12 protein-coding genes and 3 pseudogenes are annotated in these 15,887 nt (G+C 63.6%); 4 read left to right on the top strand and 11 right to left on the bottom strand.

Features of this window, described 5'->3' with window-relative positions:
- Positions 1-73 precede the first annotated feature (73 nt).
- Positions 74-226, bottom strand: a complete 153-nt coding sequence (locus tag CQ14_RS43305; protein WP_156434705.1) for a hypothetical protein — start codon at positions 224-226, stop codon at positions 74-76.
- 449 nt (positions 227-675) lie between these two features.
- On the opposite strand from CQ14_RS43305, the gene CQ14_RS05575 reads away from it, so the two are divergent.
- Both CQ14_RS05575 and CQ14_RS05580 read left to right on the top strand, forming a co-directional pair.
- Positions 676-1,539 carry a hypothetical protein gene (locus CQ14_RS05575; RefSeq protein WP_057856935.1) on the top strand — a complete coding sequence of 288 codons (864 nt, stop codon included), beginning with the start codon at positions 676-678 and terminating at the stop codon, positions 1,537-1,539.
- Positions 1,540-2,115: 576 nt separating this feature from the next.
- On the top strand, positions 2,116-2,535 hold the full coding sequence (locus CQ14_RS05580) for a hypothetical protein (protein ID WP_245320208.1): 420 nt from the start codon (positions 2,116-2,118) through the stop codon (positions 2,533-2,535).
- Positions 2,536-2,731: 196 nt separating this feature from the next.
- Here the strand turns inward: CQ14_RS05580 and CQ14_RS44440 are convergent.
- Positions 2,732-2,924 (bottom strand): annotated as a pseudogene (locus CQ14_RS44440) (IS5/IS1182 family transposase); the annotation flags it as partial.
- 1,071 nt (positions 2,925-3,995) lie between these two features.
- On the opposite strand from CQ14_RS44440, the gene CQ14_RS43310 reads away from it, so the two are divergent.
- On the top strand, positions 3,996-4,172 hold the full coding sequence (locus tag CQ14_RS43310; RefSeq protein WP_156434706.1) for a hypothetical protein: 177 nt from the start codon (positions 3,996-3,998) through the stop codon (positions 4,170-4,172).
- A 221-nt stretch (positions 4,173-4,393) separates the two neighbouring features.
- Here CQ14_RS43310 and CQ14_RS45725 read toward each other — a convergent pair.
- The 9 genes and pseudogenes from CQ14_RS45725 to CQ14_RS05625 form a co-directional block, all read right to left on the bottom strand.
- Positions 4,394-4,611 (bottom strand): annotated as a pseudogene (locus tag CQ14_RS45725) (type 2 isopentenyl-diphosphate Delta-isomerase); the annotation flags it as partial.
- Between the two features lie 28 nt (positions 4,612-4,639).
- Positions 4,640-5,542, bottom strand: a complete 903-nt coding sequence (locus tag CQ14_RS05585; RefSeq protein ID WP_057856936.1) for a terpene synthase family protein — start codon at positions 5,540-5,542, stop codon at positions 4,640-4,642.
- Positions 5,539-7,089, bottom strand: coding sequence for a hypothetical protein (locus CQ14_RS05590; RefSeq protein WP_057856937.1), 1,551 nt, complete (start codon positions 7,087-7,089; stop codon positions 5,539-5,541). Before CQ14_RS05590 ends, CQ14_RS05585 begins: the two co-directional genes overlap by 4 nt.
- Positions 7,090-7,387: 298 nt before the next feature.
- Positions 7,388-8,395 (bottom strand): polyprenyl synthetase family protein, encoded by a 1,008-nt coding sequence (locus CQ14_RS05600; protein WP_199805443.1) that lies wholly within the window; start codon positions 8,393-8,395, stop codon positions 7,388-7,390.
- Positions 8,396-8,540: 145 nt separating this feature from the next.
- Positions 8,541-9,884 carry a cytochrome P450 gene (locus CQ14_RS05605; RefSeq protein WP_057856939.1) on the bottom strand — a complete coding sequence of 448 codons (1,344 nt, stop codon included), beginning with the start codon at positions 9,882-9,884 and terminating at the stop codon, positions 8,541-8,543.
- Positions 9,884-10,729, bottom strand: coding sequence for an SDR family oxidoreductase (locus tag CQ14_RS05610; RefSeq protein ID WP_057856940.1), 846 nt, complete (start codon positions 10,727-10,729; stop codon positions 9,884-9,886). The genes CQ14_RS05605 and CQ14_RS05610 overlap by 1 nt, the downstream gene beginning before the upstream one ends.
- Before the next feature lie 19 nt (positions 10,730-10,748).
- A pseudogene (locus CQ14_RS05615) lies at positions 10,749-11,022 on the bottom strand (ferredoxin).
- A gap of 1 nt (position 11,023) precedes the next feature.
- Positions 11,024-12,316 carry a cytochrome P450 gene (locus tag CQ14_RS05620; protein WP_057856945.1) on the bottom strand — a complete coding sequence of 431 codons (1,293 nt, stop codon included), beginning with the start codon at positions 12,314-12,316 and terminating at the stop codon, positions 11,024-11,026.
- A 93-nt stretch (positions 12,317-12,409) separates the two neighbouring features.
- Positions 12,410-13,612, bottom strand: a complete 1,203-nt coding sequence (locus CQ14_RS05625; RefSeq protein ID WP_057856941.1) for a cytochrome P450 — start codon at positions 13,610-13,612, stop codon at positions 12,410-12,412.
- 1,664 nt (positions 13,613-15,276) lie between these two features.
- Between CQ14_RS05625 and CQ14_RS05630 the strand changes: the two genes are divergently transcribed.
- On the top strand, positions 15,277-15,726 hold the full coding sequence (locus CQ14_RS05630; protein WP_057856942.1) for a VirK family protein: 450 nt from the start codon (positions 15,277-15,279) through the stop codon (positions 15,724-15,726).
- Positions 15,727-15,887 lie beyond the last annotated feature (161 nt).

Here is a 15,887-nt window from a genome sequence, read left to right on the forward strand (position 1 = left end):
CCGGTGCTGCACGGCGAGGGGCGGCTGGCTTTTCCAGCAACGCTTATTGCGATTCGCGGGAGATTCTAGCCGCCTACGTGGCGATTTCTGCATGGCCCAGGAGTTGTAGGCGCGGCGTCCAGATGCCTTCGTGATCGGCAACTATCCGACTGCTCTTGCGGCGAAGTTGCTGGGCGCTTGGACCAATACGGCGCTCGGTCTTGCTGATCGCGTCGAGCTGATCCAAGCCTCGCCCGGCCGGCGCGCAATATCACCGGTATTGGATGTTGCGACAAACGCGACCAGACAACGGAACCGTACACGGGTGCGGCAAATGACAATGTCCGTTTTGAGCTGAAGGCAGGAGCTCTATGTCGCCGCCACCGCCGGATAATCGGCAGTATGTTGAGGCAACCGACGTCGGGTCACTCGAGGGGACACGGCCGTCTCTCCTGCGAACAGAGACCAGGACTGATCAATTCTTCATCGTATGCACTGTGTCAATAATCGGCCTTCTCTTGTACGCCATCATGCGCGCGAGCGCTTCTTCTGCCGGGCAGATCCTTCCGTAAGAGCGCACGCAGACGAGTGACGCCTGCGTCAGCCTGTCGTCAGCTTGGCTGACTATCAAGCCCGCAGGTTCTGGCCAGCCTTAACTCAGTGCGAAACACTAATCCGATAAGAGCGCGGAACGCCATGTATAGCCGAATCAGCGGCTCGTCCAATATTCAATACGCTCACCTTGGCGAGGGTGACGAAACGAGACCGTCAGCAAGTAGCGCCGAGAAAACTGATGCGGACAGGCAAAGGCTCGCGGACATGTTCGCAGAGATGCACTTAGCGGCGCCGGATTCTAACGATGGCTCATCTTCGGCAGAAACGCCGTTCTATTCCCTCGTTCCCAGACCTCCAGTGGTGAAGATCGACAAGCCTTTATTTAGGAGAGAAGCGAAGCGCTTTTATGACGATGAAATCAAGCACATAGCCGATAATCCACAAGAGTACTCGGATTTCGTATCCGAAAAAGCCAAGCGCATCGCTCAGGTCGCCGAGAAATACGGCACAACTAAAGATAGCGAGCGCGCGCGATATTTCAGCTATCAATTAGGAAAGCAGAGTGTCGGACTTCTAAGAACGGAAGGCGGATTTAGCATGACTGAGTTCGAAGGCGACAAGTGGCGCGAACGGTTTCCTGGGCGAACTGAAATCACATCCGTTGTAGATCTTCAGGTTACTCACCCGCTTGTCGAGAACGCAGGTGATATTCTGTTGGAGTATCAACTTCGGCTCGACGGCGAACGACCGCTGCTCAATTGGCGTGCTGCCAATCAAGAGTCAAAAGCCCGTGCAGCGAAGATGGGATTCGTTGCGGTTGACGAGAACAATATGGTTCTTGACCCTGCCCAGTCCCCCGACATTTGGATAAAGAACACTGCCGGTGAATGGCAGCGTAAAAACAAACTTCCATTATATCTCTCCAAAGCTGCGGGCGGTGACAGCAGTAATATCGAGAGTGCAGCAAGTCCCGCCACGTACTCCTACGAGGATGACTTTATGTAGATCGGACGGGATCTTGTAGAGTCGCGACGGAGAAGACCGGATCTGACCGTGTCTTGGTTCCTATGCAGCGATCTTCCTTAGGCTGGATCGCATATGTGGACGGCTCCCGTGGCACAAGGGCCTTCAGTGGCGACTATCAACCGTCTCGGCTGGTTCTTGGACGCTTAGCGCAATTCGGCGCCCCCAAGCTCGTCTCGACGCCTTAAGCTTGGCGCGATGCTCAGGCCGCCCAACCAATGCGGTGACAATCGCCATGGGGGCATCAAATCGATTTTGCCGCCGGATTGCTTGGGAGGCCGAGTTACGCCCAAAGCCTTGCTAGCGCAGAAAGCTTTCGGTCTGCTTCTGGCGAGCACATCGACTCACGCCGATGTCGTTGGTCCCGAACTTTGCTGACCAGGAGGAAGCGGCTTTGTTACGGCACCGACTTTGCGGATGTACCACAGTGATCATCGGTGAGATGCGGCGAGATTTTCTGTGAGCATTAGCATTAGCCTATTGCGCGCGGCGGTGGGCCTCACTTTTCGCATTCGTGCTGATTTGGGTGTGAGGACTCGGCGGCCACTTCGATTAGGCATGGAGAAGAAGATGTTTCAACGATTGCTAAAGGCGCGCAGCGTTGTCTATTTCAAGGCCCGATCGACTAGTCGTGATGCCGAAACTGATCGTGCCCGTGCTACGTCCATCTATCGTTCGATAGAGGACGCGCTGCAAGGCGCAATGGCCGAGCAAGCTAACCTAAAATCGAGTGTCGATGAGGCGTTGGCGCGGTCGGCAGTAACGTTGGGCAATGATTCCGACGAATATCTTACGCGCGATCCGCAAGATGACCACTATCAGAATTTGCTTGGTAGTGAAATTGCGGAAGGGGAAAGACGGTTGAACGAGCTAGAAGTCACTATCAGGCATATCCAGTTTTTGAAAACCGCGCTCATCACGCGCTTTCCGGACTTCGGCTTCGGAGACAACACTCCTCATGCGAAAGATATCGGATGAGAGTGGCTCAACAGGAACGTGGCCAATTTCTAGATTGGCGGGTTCCCTCTGATCACTTGAGGTTGCATTGAAACCGGCGCAGGCTCGCTGATAAAGGGTGGGCCCGCCGCAGGGGAACCGGTGCGCCGAGGCTAGTTGGCGCCGCAGTGCGCAAGAGGGCCCGATAAGCGACAACTAGCGGCCGTCGGTCTTCTCTACCGATCACGGGTTCGATAGCGGATCGGCGGCGAAGCTCGCGTTCGATGACTCCCAAGACCCTGTGCTCCTGGCCGAGATGAAGACGCGTCGTGGGTTGCGGTTGTGGCCGCGATAGCCCTTAACCACATAGGCGCGCTCGACTGTGCCGCCGGTGAGTTTCTTGGTGCATCAATGGCATCGCCGAGCGTGTGGAATACGGGTCGTAGGTCCAGCGATCGCACACCCGCCTTCGGACAGGCCGTTGATGGTTTGAGCAGCAGCAGTCCTATTCTGGAGCGGCTTGGGATGCCCTCCGGGTTAGCGGCACGTAATTAACTATTATTGAGAGCATGCTCTACCAACGTTGACTGGCTGCGATGCCAACGTAACTCCATATCTCGAGTTTGCGCTTGCCCCTTGAGGCGATCAGCCGTGCTGCAGATGCACCCCAACTGCTCATCTTGTTGAGGGAAATACTTTCGCGTCCGTGACGGCGATCTTGACGTTAGCCGGTGCTAGGGGCCTGAGTGAACCCAAATGCGAAAGCATTGTTGCTGCTTTGGCGGCGTCATTTGCTCTCCATCTTGTCGTCCCAATCGTGTTCTGTTGGGGACGTTGATGTGGAGAATCCGACCACTGCAGCTAAATGATTCCCCAGATTCTGCTTCGCGCGGGTGGTTTTCCTTCTTCAAGGGACGCGGAGAGCACTTCGGCGTGTGGCACGCCGATTGCTGAGATGAGGATTGCCGCAGTTAAAGAACGCTGCGCTGGTCACCGACCTAGGAATTCAAAATGAGACTTGTTCGATTGATCTTGCTCAATGCGGCGTTGACGCTAGTCGTAACTGCACGACCGGCAGACATTGATGTGGCCGTCGCCCACCAACTTAACGCCCCGACCAAGGAAATAGCCTCGAGCATCAATCGGACGGCTGCTCACGAAGCAGCTGTGAGCTCGGGCGCGAATGGACAATGCTACAACCAGATCACGCAACGTTGCGCAGCCGTTGAAGAGCAGCGCCGACCGCGAACCAAGGTTGGGGTTCATCGATCTCCAACGGGCCTGAGGCTCACGTGATCATTGAGCGCTATGATTAGGTGCTCGAAGGGCACCTCGACCGCAGTTCGGGGCTGGCATCTGGCTGTCGACAAGGCTGTCGATCAGCCTCGCCAGCCTCACGACCGTGACCCTGTCAGCATCGGGATCGCGACATTCGCTTGGCTTTGTGATCTTCGATTTGCTGGGACCCTAGTCGACTAAGCCAGCGCAAGCATGGGATACGGATGACCCACCGGATCAAACCAAAACCGCGCGTGATTGAAGGCGGCAAGGCCGATCGCACATTGCATGCTGATGCTTCGCAGCCGCGGATGGTGTGGAACTTCTGGCCGCTTGCGGCGCTCCTCCTCAGCGCGCTCCTGTGGGTCGGTATCTGCTGGCTCATCTACGCGTTCTTATGAGCGATGCGGCGTGCCAACGCAGCCAAATTAGCGCCACAAACATGGACGCGTTGGCAAGCGCAATCTTGCATACACACCTGTGGTCATCGACTGACCTTTCCCAGCGGGTCGCGGCCTCAAGAATACTGGAGCACGTACGTAGCACGCCGGGTGGATTAGCCAACTTATGGGTCACCAACACCAGACGCCGCAATACGCTTCGCCATTGCGCCCGACGGACCCGAGGCGCGCAACTCGATCCGCGTCAGGTCCAACTCGGGCAATGCGCAGTGTTCGAACCGGATGTACTGCCAGCCGGCGGCGACCATGGCCGGCGCCGTTCGCCGATCAGCATGAGGTCCAGATGGTTGTCCTTGCGCCGGCTCAGGGCGGTGTCGCTCCTGCTCGCTCCATCCGTCGCATCGGGCGACGGCGTTGCGTCGGATCGGACCGACGGCAGCGCGCGCACGCCGCCGCCTCCCGCGCGTTCAGGCCTGCGTACGCTGGCCTCCCCCCGCAGCGTCGCTGCCGTAGCGGCTGGTCGAGGTCTGGTAGTACTGCGCGCGGAGGGCCGCCATGGCCTCGATCAACGGTCCCCACGGCGCGGGAAAGCGTTCTTCCGCCATCACCCGGTGCAGCATGCGCGTATGGCCGGCCAGCTCGTCGTTGAGGAACTCCACCGCAGGCATAGCCGGATAGCGCTGCAGCAGCAGGATCGCCGCGTTGTCGGCCTCGCCGGCCGACCTGTCCTTGTCGCGTCCATGCAGATCGTTCTGCAGGCGCCCTATCGCGGAGATGAGGCGCAGGACCTGACGAAACGTCGGACGCGCGCGCAAGGTCGCCATGTCCAGCCCCCACAGCAACGACAGGCAACAGAACACGTTCGCGTAGGCGATCGAATCGATGCCGTTGTGCAGGTACTCGGCGTAGGACCAGCGTTCCGCCCCTGCCGCCTGCGCGTGTCCGGCGCGCAGGGCCGCGCAGTAGCAGCGGGTATCTTCGAGAAGCTGAGCATAGTCGCGACGATCGTAGGCGAGCGCGGCCAGCGAAGCGCGCAGCACAGCGCAACCCTCGAATCCGGGGAGCGCGCACGGCACGCCCTGCCCCAGCGCCTGCTCCACCGCGGCGAGCTGCTCCGGCGCAATCAGGCCAAGGTCGTTGCAATCGTCGAGCCAGAACAGCAGCGCCAGTTCCCGATAGAACGCCACGATCAGCGTTTCGTCCTGCGGATCGCGGCCGGTGCGGGCGCTGGTGTCGCGCAGGCTCGGGTGGATGCGCTGCAGGATGTACTGGCCGCCCCTGACCGCTTCCACGGCATGCTCGTCGGCGAACCCGGTCAGGGAACGCCCCCACTCCAGCACCTGCTGCAGCGCGCGTCCGGTCTGGATCATGGCGCCGCTCCTGCTCCTTCGGCCGGGACGCGCCGCCCCCAACGAAGCGCCAGCCACAACCCGGCGAGTTCGGCCACGCGCACGACCCGGGTGGGGCAATACAGTTCCTTGCCGATCCACAGCGGCATCTGCGGCAATCGATGCGCCACATGGCGGGCGAGCATCCACTCCAGCGCACGCGCCACCGCCTGCGCGATGCGCCGGCGCCCAGTCGGCTCTTCCCTCCCGTCCATCACGTGCAACGCGAACAGCGCATAGGCGGTTTCCTCGAATGTGGACGCGCGACCGGCGCCCCAGCCTCCGTCGTCGCGCTGCGCCTGCAGCAGCGCCGCCAGCGCGCGCTCGTCGCGCCACTGGGGCTTGCCTTGCGCCAGCGCAGCGACCGCATGCGCGGTGGGATACAGCCATGAAACGTGCCATTTTTCGTTGTCCCATAGACCGTCCGCGTTGCGATTGGCCTCGACGTAGGCGCTGGTGCCTGCGGCGGGCTTTCCCAACAGTCGCAACGCATGCAGGGCATGAATGTTGGTCGACACCGAGGCATTGCGCTCGCCGGGGAAGGTGACGAACAGCTCGCCGATTTCGAAATGGCGCAACGCATCGACCGCCGGGTCGCGGCCTGCAAGGCGCAGGACGCACAACGCAACGGCGGTGTCGTCCGCATCGGCTGCGAAGTGCAAGGCCGGGCCCAGACCGGGCACGCCCAGGCGGGCGTCGAGCTGCGCGACGATCACGCGCACCGCCTCGGCGAGCGCGGGATGCGCGAACAGCCCGGCCAGATGCAGGGTGTACAGCGACCAGCATGGCTCGAACACATTGATCGGCCAGACGTTGGGAACGACACCTTCGATGCCGCTGCGCGTCGCTCGCGATGCCGCCTGCAGATACGCGTCAGCGCGCCCGACCTGCGGCGTGCTCCCCTGTGTCACGGCGTGCGCACGCCACGCGGCGGTGGCCGCCGGACTGATGCCGATACTGCCGTCGTCATCCGGACATGCGGTGGTCGGCGACGTCCCCCAGGCTTCCCAGGAGTGCAGCAACGGATGGCCGCTCGGCAAGGTCGCCACCGCCGACAGCTTGCCCAGGCACGCTTGCCGCAACGGCAACAGCGCCGGGTGGCGCGGAAACGCCACGCCGCCCAGCAAGGATGCGGCCTCGCCGCAAAACTGCGGCAGGATCAGCTCCGCGCCGATAGGCGCGTCTTCCGGCACCGCATGCGCGTAGGGATCGGGCTGGCGCTGGAGGAATCGGGTTGCAGCCTGGACTGCGTCGGCAGCGCCGGGAAGAGGATCGGCACGCTGCAATGCCAGCAACGCCGCCCACGTGGGCGCATGGCGAAACAGCGGGAAGTCCGCGCTTCCCCATCCGCCATCGGCCTGCTGCTGCGCGATGAGCCACGCGTATGCGTCCTGCCGACCGGTGACGTTGCCGTGGAACTGCAGAGCTCGCGCCGTGTCGTAGACGGACGGACCGACGCTGCCGCCATCGCTCATCTCGCTCAGCAGGTGGCGCAATTCGGAAAGGATCTGTTCGGACAGCGCGTTCACGTCGGATGTTCCTTCTGCAGACGCTTGACGAGAGCCAGGATCGGGCAGACNNCGTCGCCGCAGGCAGTTGCGGCCCGGCGCATGGGCAGCGCCGGATGGCCGCCTGCTCCGGAGCGGCGACGCGCCCCGATGCTGCGCCGGTTCGCTGCATGGGTCTCCGCGCAGCGCGCCGCGTGCGCCGCGGCCGTGCTCGGCAACCGCTGCGATCGGCGCCGCGGACTCGGACAGAGTGCAGCATGCACCGCTGCCGCCTGCCGATCGCAGCGGCACAGGGGTGATTCCATGCGGACGGGCGCGCTCACGCGCATGGCACGTGCTTGAACAGATAGGCGTTGGCTCGCTGCAGCATCTGCGCCAACCTTTCCGCACGCGGCCCCAGCGGGGCGATGGCCTCCCCGGCGTCGCGCAACAGATCCGGCGCGAACTGGCGCGCTGCCTGCAGCCCCATGATTGACACACAGGTCGGCTTCTGCGCCGCCGCGTCCTTGCCGGGGGTCTTGCCCAGCGTCGCGATATCCGCTGTCGCGTCGAGAATGTCGTCGACCACCTGTAACGCTAGGCCGAAACAGGCGCTGTAGCGATCGAGCGCACAGTATAGCGCAGCGTGCGCGGCATCCTCCGCGATGGCGCATAGCGCGCCCATGCGAACGGACGCGCGCACTAGCGCTCCGGTCTTCATCCGGTGCATCGCCAGGATCCTGTCCAGCTCGACGTGCTTTCCAACCAGCGACAGATCCATGGCCTGCCCGCCTGCGGCACCCTCGGCGGATACCGCCTGCGCCAGTTCGCGCACGAGCGCGATACGGTTGTCGCCCGGCGCATCCAGGCTCGCCAGGGTCAGGAAGGCGTGCGCCTGCAGCGCATCGCCGACCAGGATCGCAGAGGCTTCGCCGAACTTGACGTGCACGGTCGGAAGCCCGCGGCGAAGCACGTCGTCGTCCATCGCGGGCAGGTCATCGTGGACCAGGGTACAGGCGTGCATCATCTCGATGGCGGCGCTGACGTCGTCGAGCATGTGCGCCGGCGTGTCGGCCAGCGCCCCGGCAGCCAGACAGAGCAAGGCACGGGTGCGCTTCCCGCCATGCAAGGTGGCGTAGCGCATCGCCGCCATCAGCTCGGTCTCACCGTCGTCTTCACCGCAGAGAAGACGCGTCAGCGCCTGTTCGACCCGCTTTGCGCCGTCCTGCATCCAGATCTCCGGCAGCAGCCAGCCGGATGCGCCGCGCGCCTGCGCGCCCAATCCACCGAGCGCGGAAACGCCAGTTCGCTCGCCGTGTAGTGTGCAACCGGTCTGCATGTTGTTCATGTCATTGTACCTGCCAGGAGACGGCCACGGCGAGCGGCGAGCCGCCGCGGTGTTGCCGGCCTCGCACCGAGCGCGCGCGCCAAGTGCAGCAATGCCGCGCGTCGCCGGCGCCGCTGCCTCACCACACGGGGCATGCGATGCCAGCTCATGAGAATCCGATGCGGATAGTCATGGACGGATGTGCTGTCGGGTAATAGTGCCGGCCTTTTTCGACGCCGCTCAGCAACCGCGGCCGCACCCCGGCCTCGTGCATGGTCAGCGCCAAGGCGATACAGAACTGCACCAGTTCCAGCCATGCCAGGTGGTAGCCCATGCAGACGTGTGGGCCGGTACCGAACTGCAGCATGTCCACCGGTCGGATCGGCTCGGTGCGTTGCAGCCACCGCGCCAGCCGAAACTGATCAGGCGCCTCGTGCAGCAGCGCCGAGGTCGAGAAATGCAGCAGCGGGATGCACAGATCGGTGCCCGTAGGAATGCGCCGTTGGCCGAGTCGCAATTCACGCAGTGCGCGACGCACTAGGAGCGGCGTCGCCGGATGCACGCGCAGCGTCTCGCGGAACAGCGCCTCGGCGACCGGACACTGCGCCAGGTCCGCGTGCCGGGTCGGCACCGCGCCTACGCGTCGCGCCTCCTCGACCAGGGCGTCCCACAGCCCAGGCTGCCGCGCTAGCTCGATCACCATCCAGGCCATCGTCGAGGCGGTGGTGTCGTGACCACCAAGCAGCAGCAAGCGGATATTGGCGACCAGGACGTCATCGGAAAGCGCATCGTCGCTGCGATCGAAGGCGCTCACCATGTCGTTGATCAACCCGGTGCGCGAGGCATGTTCGCGCGCGGCGCGGACGAACTCGCGCAACCGCGCATCGATCCAGTCGCGCGCGGCGCGGCCGCGCCGCAAGGGCAGTCCGGGCAGGTCGACCGGGGGCGCGACGATCAACTGCAGCAGTTGCCGGTACTTGCGATGCCATCCCGGCAGGTCCTGCGCGGGGATTCCCATGAGGCTGAAGATGAGCTTGAGCATCAGATCGCCGGTTTCGCGCAGGATGGTGACGTCGCCCCGGTCGCGCCACCTCTGCACGCGCGCCCGGATGACGGGCGCGAACAGCTCGCCGATGCCGGCCTGAGTCAGCCCCTTGGGCAGAAGCGCCGCCTGGATCGCATCGCGCGCCTGCCGGTGCGCGATGCCGTCCTGGGCGACCAACGTTCCGCCAAACAATTCGGGCGCGATGTCTTCGATCAACGCCGAGGACACGTCCTTGTGCCGGAGCAGTGCGAGAGCATCCGGATCCAGACTGGTCATCAGGTGTCCGGCAGGGCCGAAATCCAGCCAGAAGTGGCTGCCCAGCGTCCGTTCCGCGCGCCGCAGCAGGCGCGGCAGGTCGCAGATGACGGCGGGAAGATGCCCGACCAAGGGAAAAGCGCCGGGCACGACCGGGATGTCGTGCCGCAGCCGATGCCGACGGTTCAGCGGGTTGAGCAGCATGTCCATCAGCAGCGCGGCGCCGCGTCCCCTTCGGCGGTCGCGCCGGCAGGCCGCGCGGCGCGGCTGTTGCCACCGTCGGCGTATGTCGGCACATGCGCCAGCATGCCGCCGTCGATGCACACGACCTGGCCGGTGATGAACGCAGCATCGTCGGAGAGCAGGAACGCCACCAGCGCGGCCACGTCGTCGGGGCGGCCGACGCGCGGCAGGAGCTGGTGTCGGCGCAGATGCCGTTGCATGCACGCGTCCAGCTTGGCGAGGAGACGCTCGGTCATGATGAGACCGGGCGCAACCGCATTGCAGCGGATCTGCGCATGACCGTACTGGGTGGCGAGCGAGGCCGACAGCATGTTCATCGCCGCCTTCGACGCGGCGTAGGATGTCAGCGCGGTGTCACCGCTGAGCCCCTGGCACGACGACATGTTGACGATCGCGCCACCGCCGCAGGCGATCATCCGTGGGATGGCCTGCCGGCAGCAGAGCAGCGTGCCGCGCAGATTGGTCGCCATGGTCTGATCCCAGACCGCAAGGTCCAGGTCGAGGATCGCGCGGTCGCGCGGGGTCAGATGCATGGCGCTCGCGTTGTTCACCAGCAGGTCGACCCCACCGAAGTGCCGCTCCGCCGTTTCGAACAGCGCTGCCACCGCCTGCGCATCGGCGATGTCCATGGCCAGGGCCAGCGCGTGGCCCGCTTCGGCCGCGATCTGCGCGGTGCAGGCGATGGCCGCCGAGCCATCAATGTCGGCCACCACCACTCTGCCGCCCTCCCGCGCGATGGCGAGGGCGCATGCCTTGCCGATGCCGGCGCCGGCGCCGGTCACCACAGCCACTTTGCCTTCAAACCGTACCATCGTGTACTCCTGGATTGCGTTAGTGTTTCGCGGCATGCCGCTCGGCCTCCGGCGGAGAACGCAGGGTTGGCGCTGGCGTGCTCGTCATCCCCAGCGTCGCTTTCGATGACCCGAATGGCGGCGACCGGGCACTGGCTGGCCGCGAGCCGCACGGCGGCGTGCAGCGCCTCCGGGACCGTCGCTATACACACTTCGGCCACGCCGTCCGGTTCGCGCTGGCGAAAGGTGCCCGGCAGCGTCAGCACGCACTGCCCCGTGGTGCTGCACAGATCCTGGTCGACCACGACGCGCATCTCAGCCTCCCCCTCGCGCATGCAGCCGCACCGGCAGCGCGCGGAACGTCCTAAGGAACGCGGAGGGCTCCCGGGTCGGCTGCTCGGCCAACGCTAGCGCGGGGAAGCGCGCCTGGATCCGCGGCAGGCTCTCGGCCAACTGCACCCGGGCCAGTTGCGCACCGAGGCAGAAGTGGATGCCGTGGCCGAAGCTCAGCATGATCTTCCCGTCGGTCGACATGCCAGGACTGGTGCCGTAGAACCGCGCGGGATCGAAGCGGTCGGGATCAGCGAAGGCGTCCGGGTCGCGATTGCCGGCCGCGATCAGCACGCGCACGTCCGCGTTCTTCGGAATCACCACGCCGCCCAGTTCGATGTCGCGCTGGGCGATACGCGGAATGGAGCTGAACATGGCGGGCGCGTCGCAGCGCAGGACTTCTTCGACGAATGCCTTTACCCCCACGGCGTCTGCCTGCAGCCAATGCCGCTGTTCGGGATACGCCAGCATGGCCAGGACCGCATGGTCGATGGTCGCAGCAGTTGTGGCGAAGCCGCCCAGCAGCATGCCCCACAGCATGCTGATCAACTCCGCATCCGACAGCGTGTCGGCATCGTCGTCGTGTGCGCCGACCAGCATCGACACGATATCGTGGCGAGGATCGGTGCGCTTGCGCTGTATGAGGTCGCCGAAGTAGGCCTGCACCCTGGCGCTGGCCACGTCCGCCGCGGCGAGCTGGCAATCGCTGGCGTGCGGGCTCAGGCCTTCCGCAATGGCGCCGATGCCGGCGGCGAGCCCGAACATGTCGTCCTGGGGCAGGCCGAACAGTTCGGCAAAGACCAGCATGGGCAGGGCCAGCGCGAATTCCCGATGCAGGTCGACCGCCTCCCCACGCTCTAGCGCGGGCGCCATGCCGTCCAGGCGCGCTGCGACGATGCGCGCGATGCTCGGCCGCAGATTGTCGATCTGGAGCAAGGTGAAATCGCGCGAGATCAGCCGGCGCAGACGCGTATGCGTCGGTGGTTCCTTCATCGCTAGCGTGGACGCCAGCAGCTTGAGCGACAGGCTGGTCGCCGCACGCGGGAAATAGCGCGCCAGTTCGCCCGGCGCCGGTCCCCGAAACGCATCGCCCGTGGCCGTGAGCGCCCAGTAGATGTCGGAGTGGCGGCTCAACAGAAAGAGGCCCGACGGCGCGCGATGGACCGGATCGTGCTCGCGCAACAACCGCATGAACGGATACGGGTCGTGGATGCACGCTGGCGATGCCAGTTCGGCGAAGGCGTCGGGGCATGCTGCCGTCGTTTCTTGCACGTCCATCTTGGTTACCTGTTGGCTGGCTGATCTGACGGCGAGCGCCAGGCGCGCCTGCAAATTGCGGAGAAGATCGCGATCCCCGGCGGCGTCCGCGCATCACCAGAGCACCGGGACCTCCTCGAACCCGCCGGTAATGATCTCCTTGCGCAACTTCAGTTCTTCGGGCGCCACGGCCAGGCGCAGCGCGGGAAAGCGCTGGAAGATCGAACCGAACACCACCTTGAGTTCCAGCCTGGCCAGCGCCGCGCCGATGCAGTGGTGCGGTCCATAGGAGAACGCCAGGTGCTCCTTTTCTTCGCGTCCGATGTCGAAGATTTCCGGGTCGTCGAAATGGCGCGGATCGAACGATGTCGCCGGCAGGCCGACCAGCACCTTACTCTCCGCGGGAACATGCTCGCCCGCGATCGTCACGTCGGTTCTCGGATAGCGCATGATGCCGTCCCAGCCCGCGCCAGGCGGGTACATGCGCAGGATTTCCTCCACCGCCTTGTCCACCAGGGATGGATCGCCGACCAGGCGTTCGCGCTGTTGCGGATGGCGGAACATAGCCAGCAGGCCGAATTCGATCTGCGCGACGGTGCTCTCGTGCCCCGCCACCAGCATGCCCGCCGCCAAGCCGATCGCCTCTTCCTCGGTCGCCTTGCCCTGGTCGACCGCCGCAAGCAGATCCGTCAGCAGGTTGTCGCCCGGATCCTTGCGCTTGTCCCACATCTTGCCGCGAATGTAGGCGCGCAGTTCTTTCCAGGCCAGGCGCGACGCGCTGCGCGGGCCGCTTTCATGCTGGTGCGTCATCACCTCGTCGGACAGCCCGGCGAAAAAGGCGTGATCCTCGTAGAGCACGCCCATCAGCGCGCTGATGACCATGGCCGGAAGCGGAAAGGAGAGATGGCGCCGCAGGTCGGCGGGCTGGGGCTGGGCCGCCAGCGTCTCGAACAACTGCGCGGCGATCGCCTCGACCTGCTGCGCGAGCAGCTTCACCCTGTGGCTGCTGAAGGCCGGCGCCACGATCGTGCGTAACCGGGCATGCTCGCCCCCCTCGTGCGAGACCAGCCACCCCGGCGAACCGAGAATCACCGAATCCGGGGTGAATGCCGCCGGCGGCATTCCCGCGGGCCGGAACGCCGCGTCGGACAGCGCCGCCTTGGCCTCGTCGTAGCCTGTCACCCACCAGCCTTCGTGCCCGGACGGGAAGCGCACGCGGTGGATCGGACCGTTGGCGCTTAGCGCCAACATCTCCGGAGAGGGCTCGATGTGATCGACGCGCCACATCGGCAGCGTCGGCAAGGGTTGTTCGGACATGGTGGCACTTCACTCTCTACGCGATGGAAGAGCGGAAGGTGACCGGCAGGCGCTGCGGAGAGCGGCTTCACGTGCGCTTGCGTTCACTTCTGTTCGTCGATGATGATCGGCGGGGAAAGCGGCCAGAGCCTAGGGCCTCAATTTGGCTTTAGCCATCTACCGAATCTTGTAGTAGCCGCCTTAAGCTCACAGCGAAAGAATGCATGCTTGGCCCTGAAATAGCATCGCGATGACGGCCAAGAGCGAACGCAAAGCTCACGCGCCTGTACGTTGGAGGCGCAAGCTCCGGCATTTCTCTATCGCCGTACACTGGGCGCGTTAACCGCCCCTTCTTCACACAGTCGAAATCCTCCTCTCGAACGCGTTGGTGTTGGCGCCGATGCGCACGTTGCGCGGCAGCTTGCCGGCCTTGCCGCCGCCCAGCATGATCTAATCCGTCTCCAGTGCAGCGAGCAGGCGCTTGATCATGTCATGACCGCGCCTTGCCATTCCTGCCGGCTTGAGCGCAGCCTTGTCGGCCGTTGTATCGGCCATCGCACAAGCGGCTGTATCCGACTTAACACCGGTGAATGCGCTCGAGCGTCCCTATGCTGCAACAGCACCGGCCCGACGCACACTGCCGGGTATAAGGTGCGTGGGCCGGTTGGGGCATGGCGCGGCACCTGGCCGTGTCCAACCCAGACAAACCCGTGCAAATGATATGCCACACGAAATGGTGCCGATGATCGGCGTCGATTCACCGGTGTCGGGCGCACGGATTTTCAATTGCGGCAGGACGCGCGTACGTATGGGCTATTCCTCCGGCGTCGTTTGCATTACGCCATCAAGCTTTGGTCTAAATTAGTGGCCGGACGATCGCCGGATTTCGAAGTCGGCGAGACTTCGTTGCGCAGTGTGGCCAGAGGGGCGCGGGTATCCGAACGGATTAGAAATACTGCGTCACAAATCATGACGACGCATGACCTTCCATTTCGATTGCGCAGCAGGAACATCTACGTAACCTCTAAGCAAATGAGCTCGCGACGCACCGCCGCATGCTAGCGAACAAGTTCGTATGTCACGCTCCGTTTTGAGCGGGAGCGCTGCGGGTCAGCTAGTCATTCATTGTATGAGCGGGGCGGCCCCGGAGTCGCGCGCCAAGCGCGGGGTCAAGAAATCAACGCTGCCGTCGCGCCATTGACATTCCGCCAACCTTGTTTCGATAGACCGAGGTCAACTTCCTTGAACTATCAAGTATTTTGCCCGTTCTCCCATTGGATCAGTTTCGCCGCCCGTCCAATCCGGACCATTTCTTCGGGCGGCAGCGGTCCTCTGACGGGCGACCACACAAAGTGCGCGGCAAGAACGCCCGTCGCTCCTGCACTCTCTCGCTCATATCGGCCTCCTTTGCATTTACGCACTATTGCCATTGCTCCTTTCGACGCTGCCCCCCCTGGACCAAACAGTGCACAGGATGTCGCAAATGGTGACGCCACTTCGCAAACCTTACGTACGAGCTTGTGAGGTTGGATTAGCCTTCGCAACGACTTGCAAGCGGTTGCGACACGTGTAGTTGTTGCGAAGCGCACATGCCCGATGTCCGGAATCCGCCAAGCTGTTTGCGGACTCGACATCGGAGTTGCCGCATGCGTCGCGTGCGGTGTTGTTGTGAAGGAGAAGAGCGTATGAAGTTTAGTCGCAGATGCCTGTCGATCCTGTTTTCATTGCTTTCGGCTGCGAGCGTGAGCACGATCGCCAAGGCCGATGAGCCCTCGCCGAAATACGTCGAGGTGCTCAGTGCACTGCAGGCCGGCAAGAATGTGAAACTCATATTGGACCTAAGCCGCTGTACCACGCGCGATGGCGGCAAGCCCGGACCAGCGACGCAGGCCGGGCTGCTTATTAGTGCGTTCAGGGTGACCGCCCAGAACGGCATCAGCTTTTCCAATGCGCATCAAACCGTGGATAGCTCGGGACAGCCAGTGACGGAATACATTCGTCACAGCCTCAGCCGCGAAGGCAAGCTTACGGTGCGGGCCTCCAAGCTGATCGTCGGGGCGACCGAAGTAGTGAATCAGGGCGAATTCGTGTGCGAACTGCCAGACGGCGCAAAGTTCGTTTCTTCTCTCCAGTGATCTTTCGGGTGCAGTTTTATCGAGCCATAATATCGTAACTAAAATCGTGACGACGGCCAGGTCATTTCTGGCCGTCTTTTCGTAGCCGGTGGCCGCGCGGCGAAGTTACTTAGTCGTCCGTGAAGAGCGGCTAAGCGATTGAGCTAGAATCGCATTTGTCG

This window comes from Bradyrhizobium lablabi (genome assembly GCF_001440475.1).
GTDB lineage: Bacteria > Pseudomonadota > Alphaproteobacteria > Rhizobiales > Xanthobacteraceae > Bradyrhizobium > Bradyrhizobium lablabi.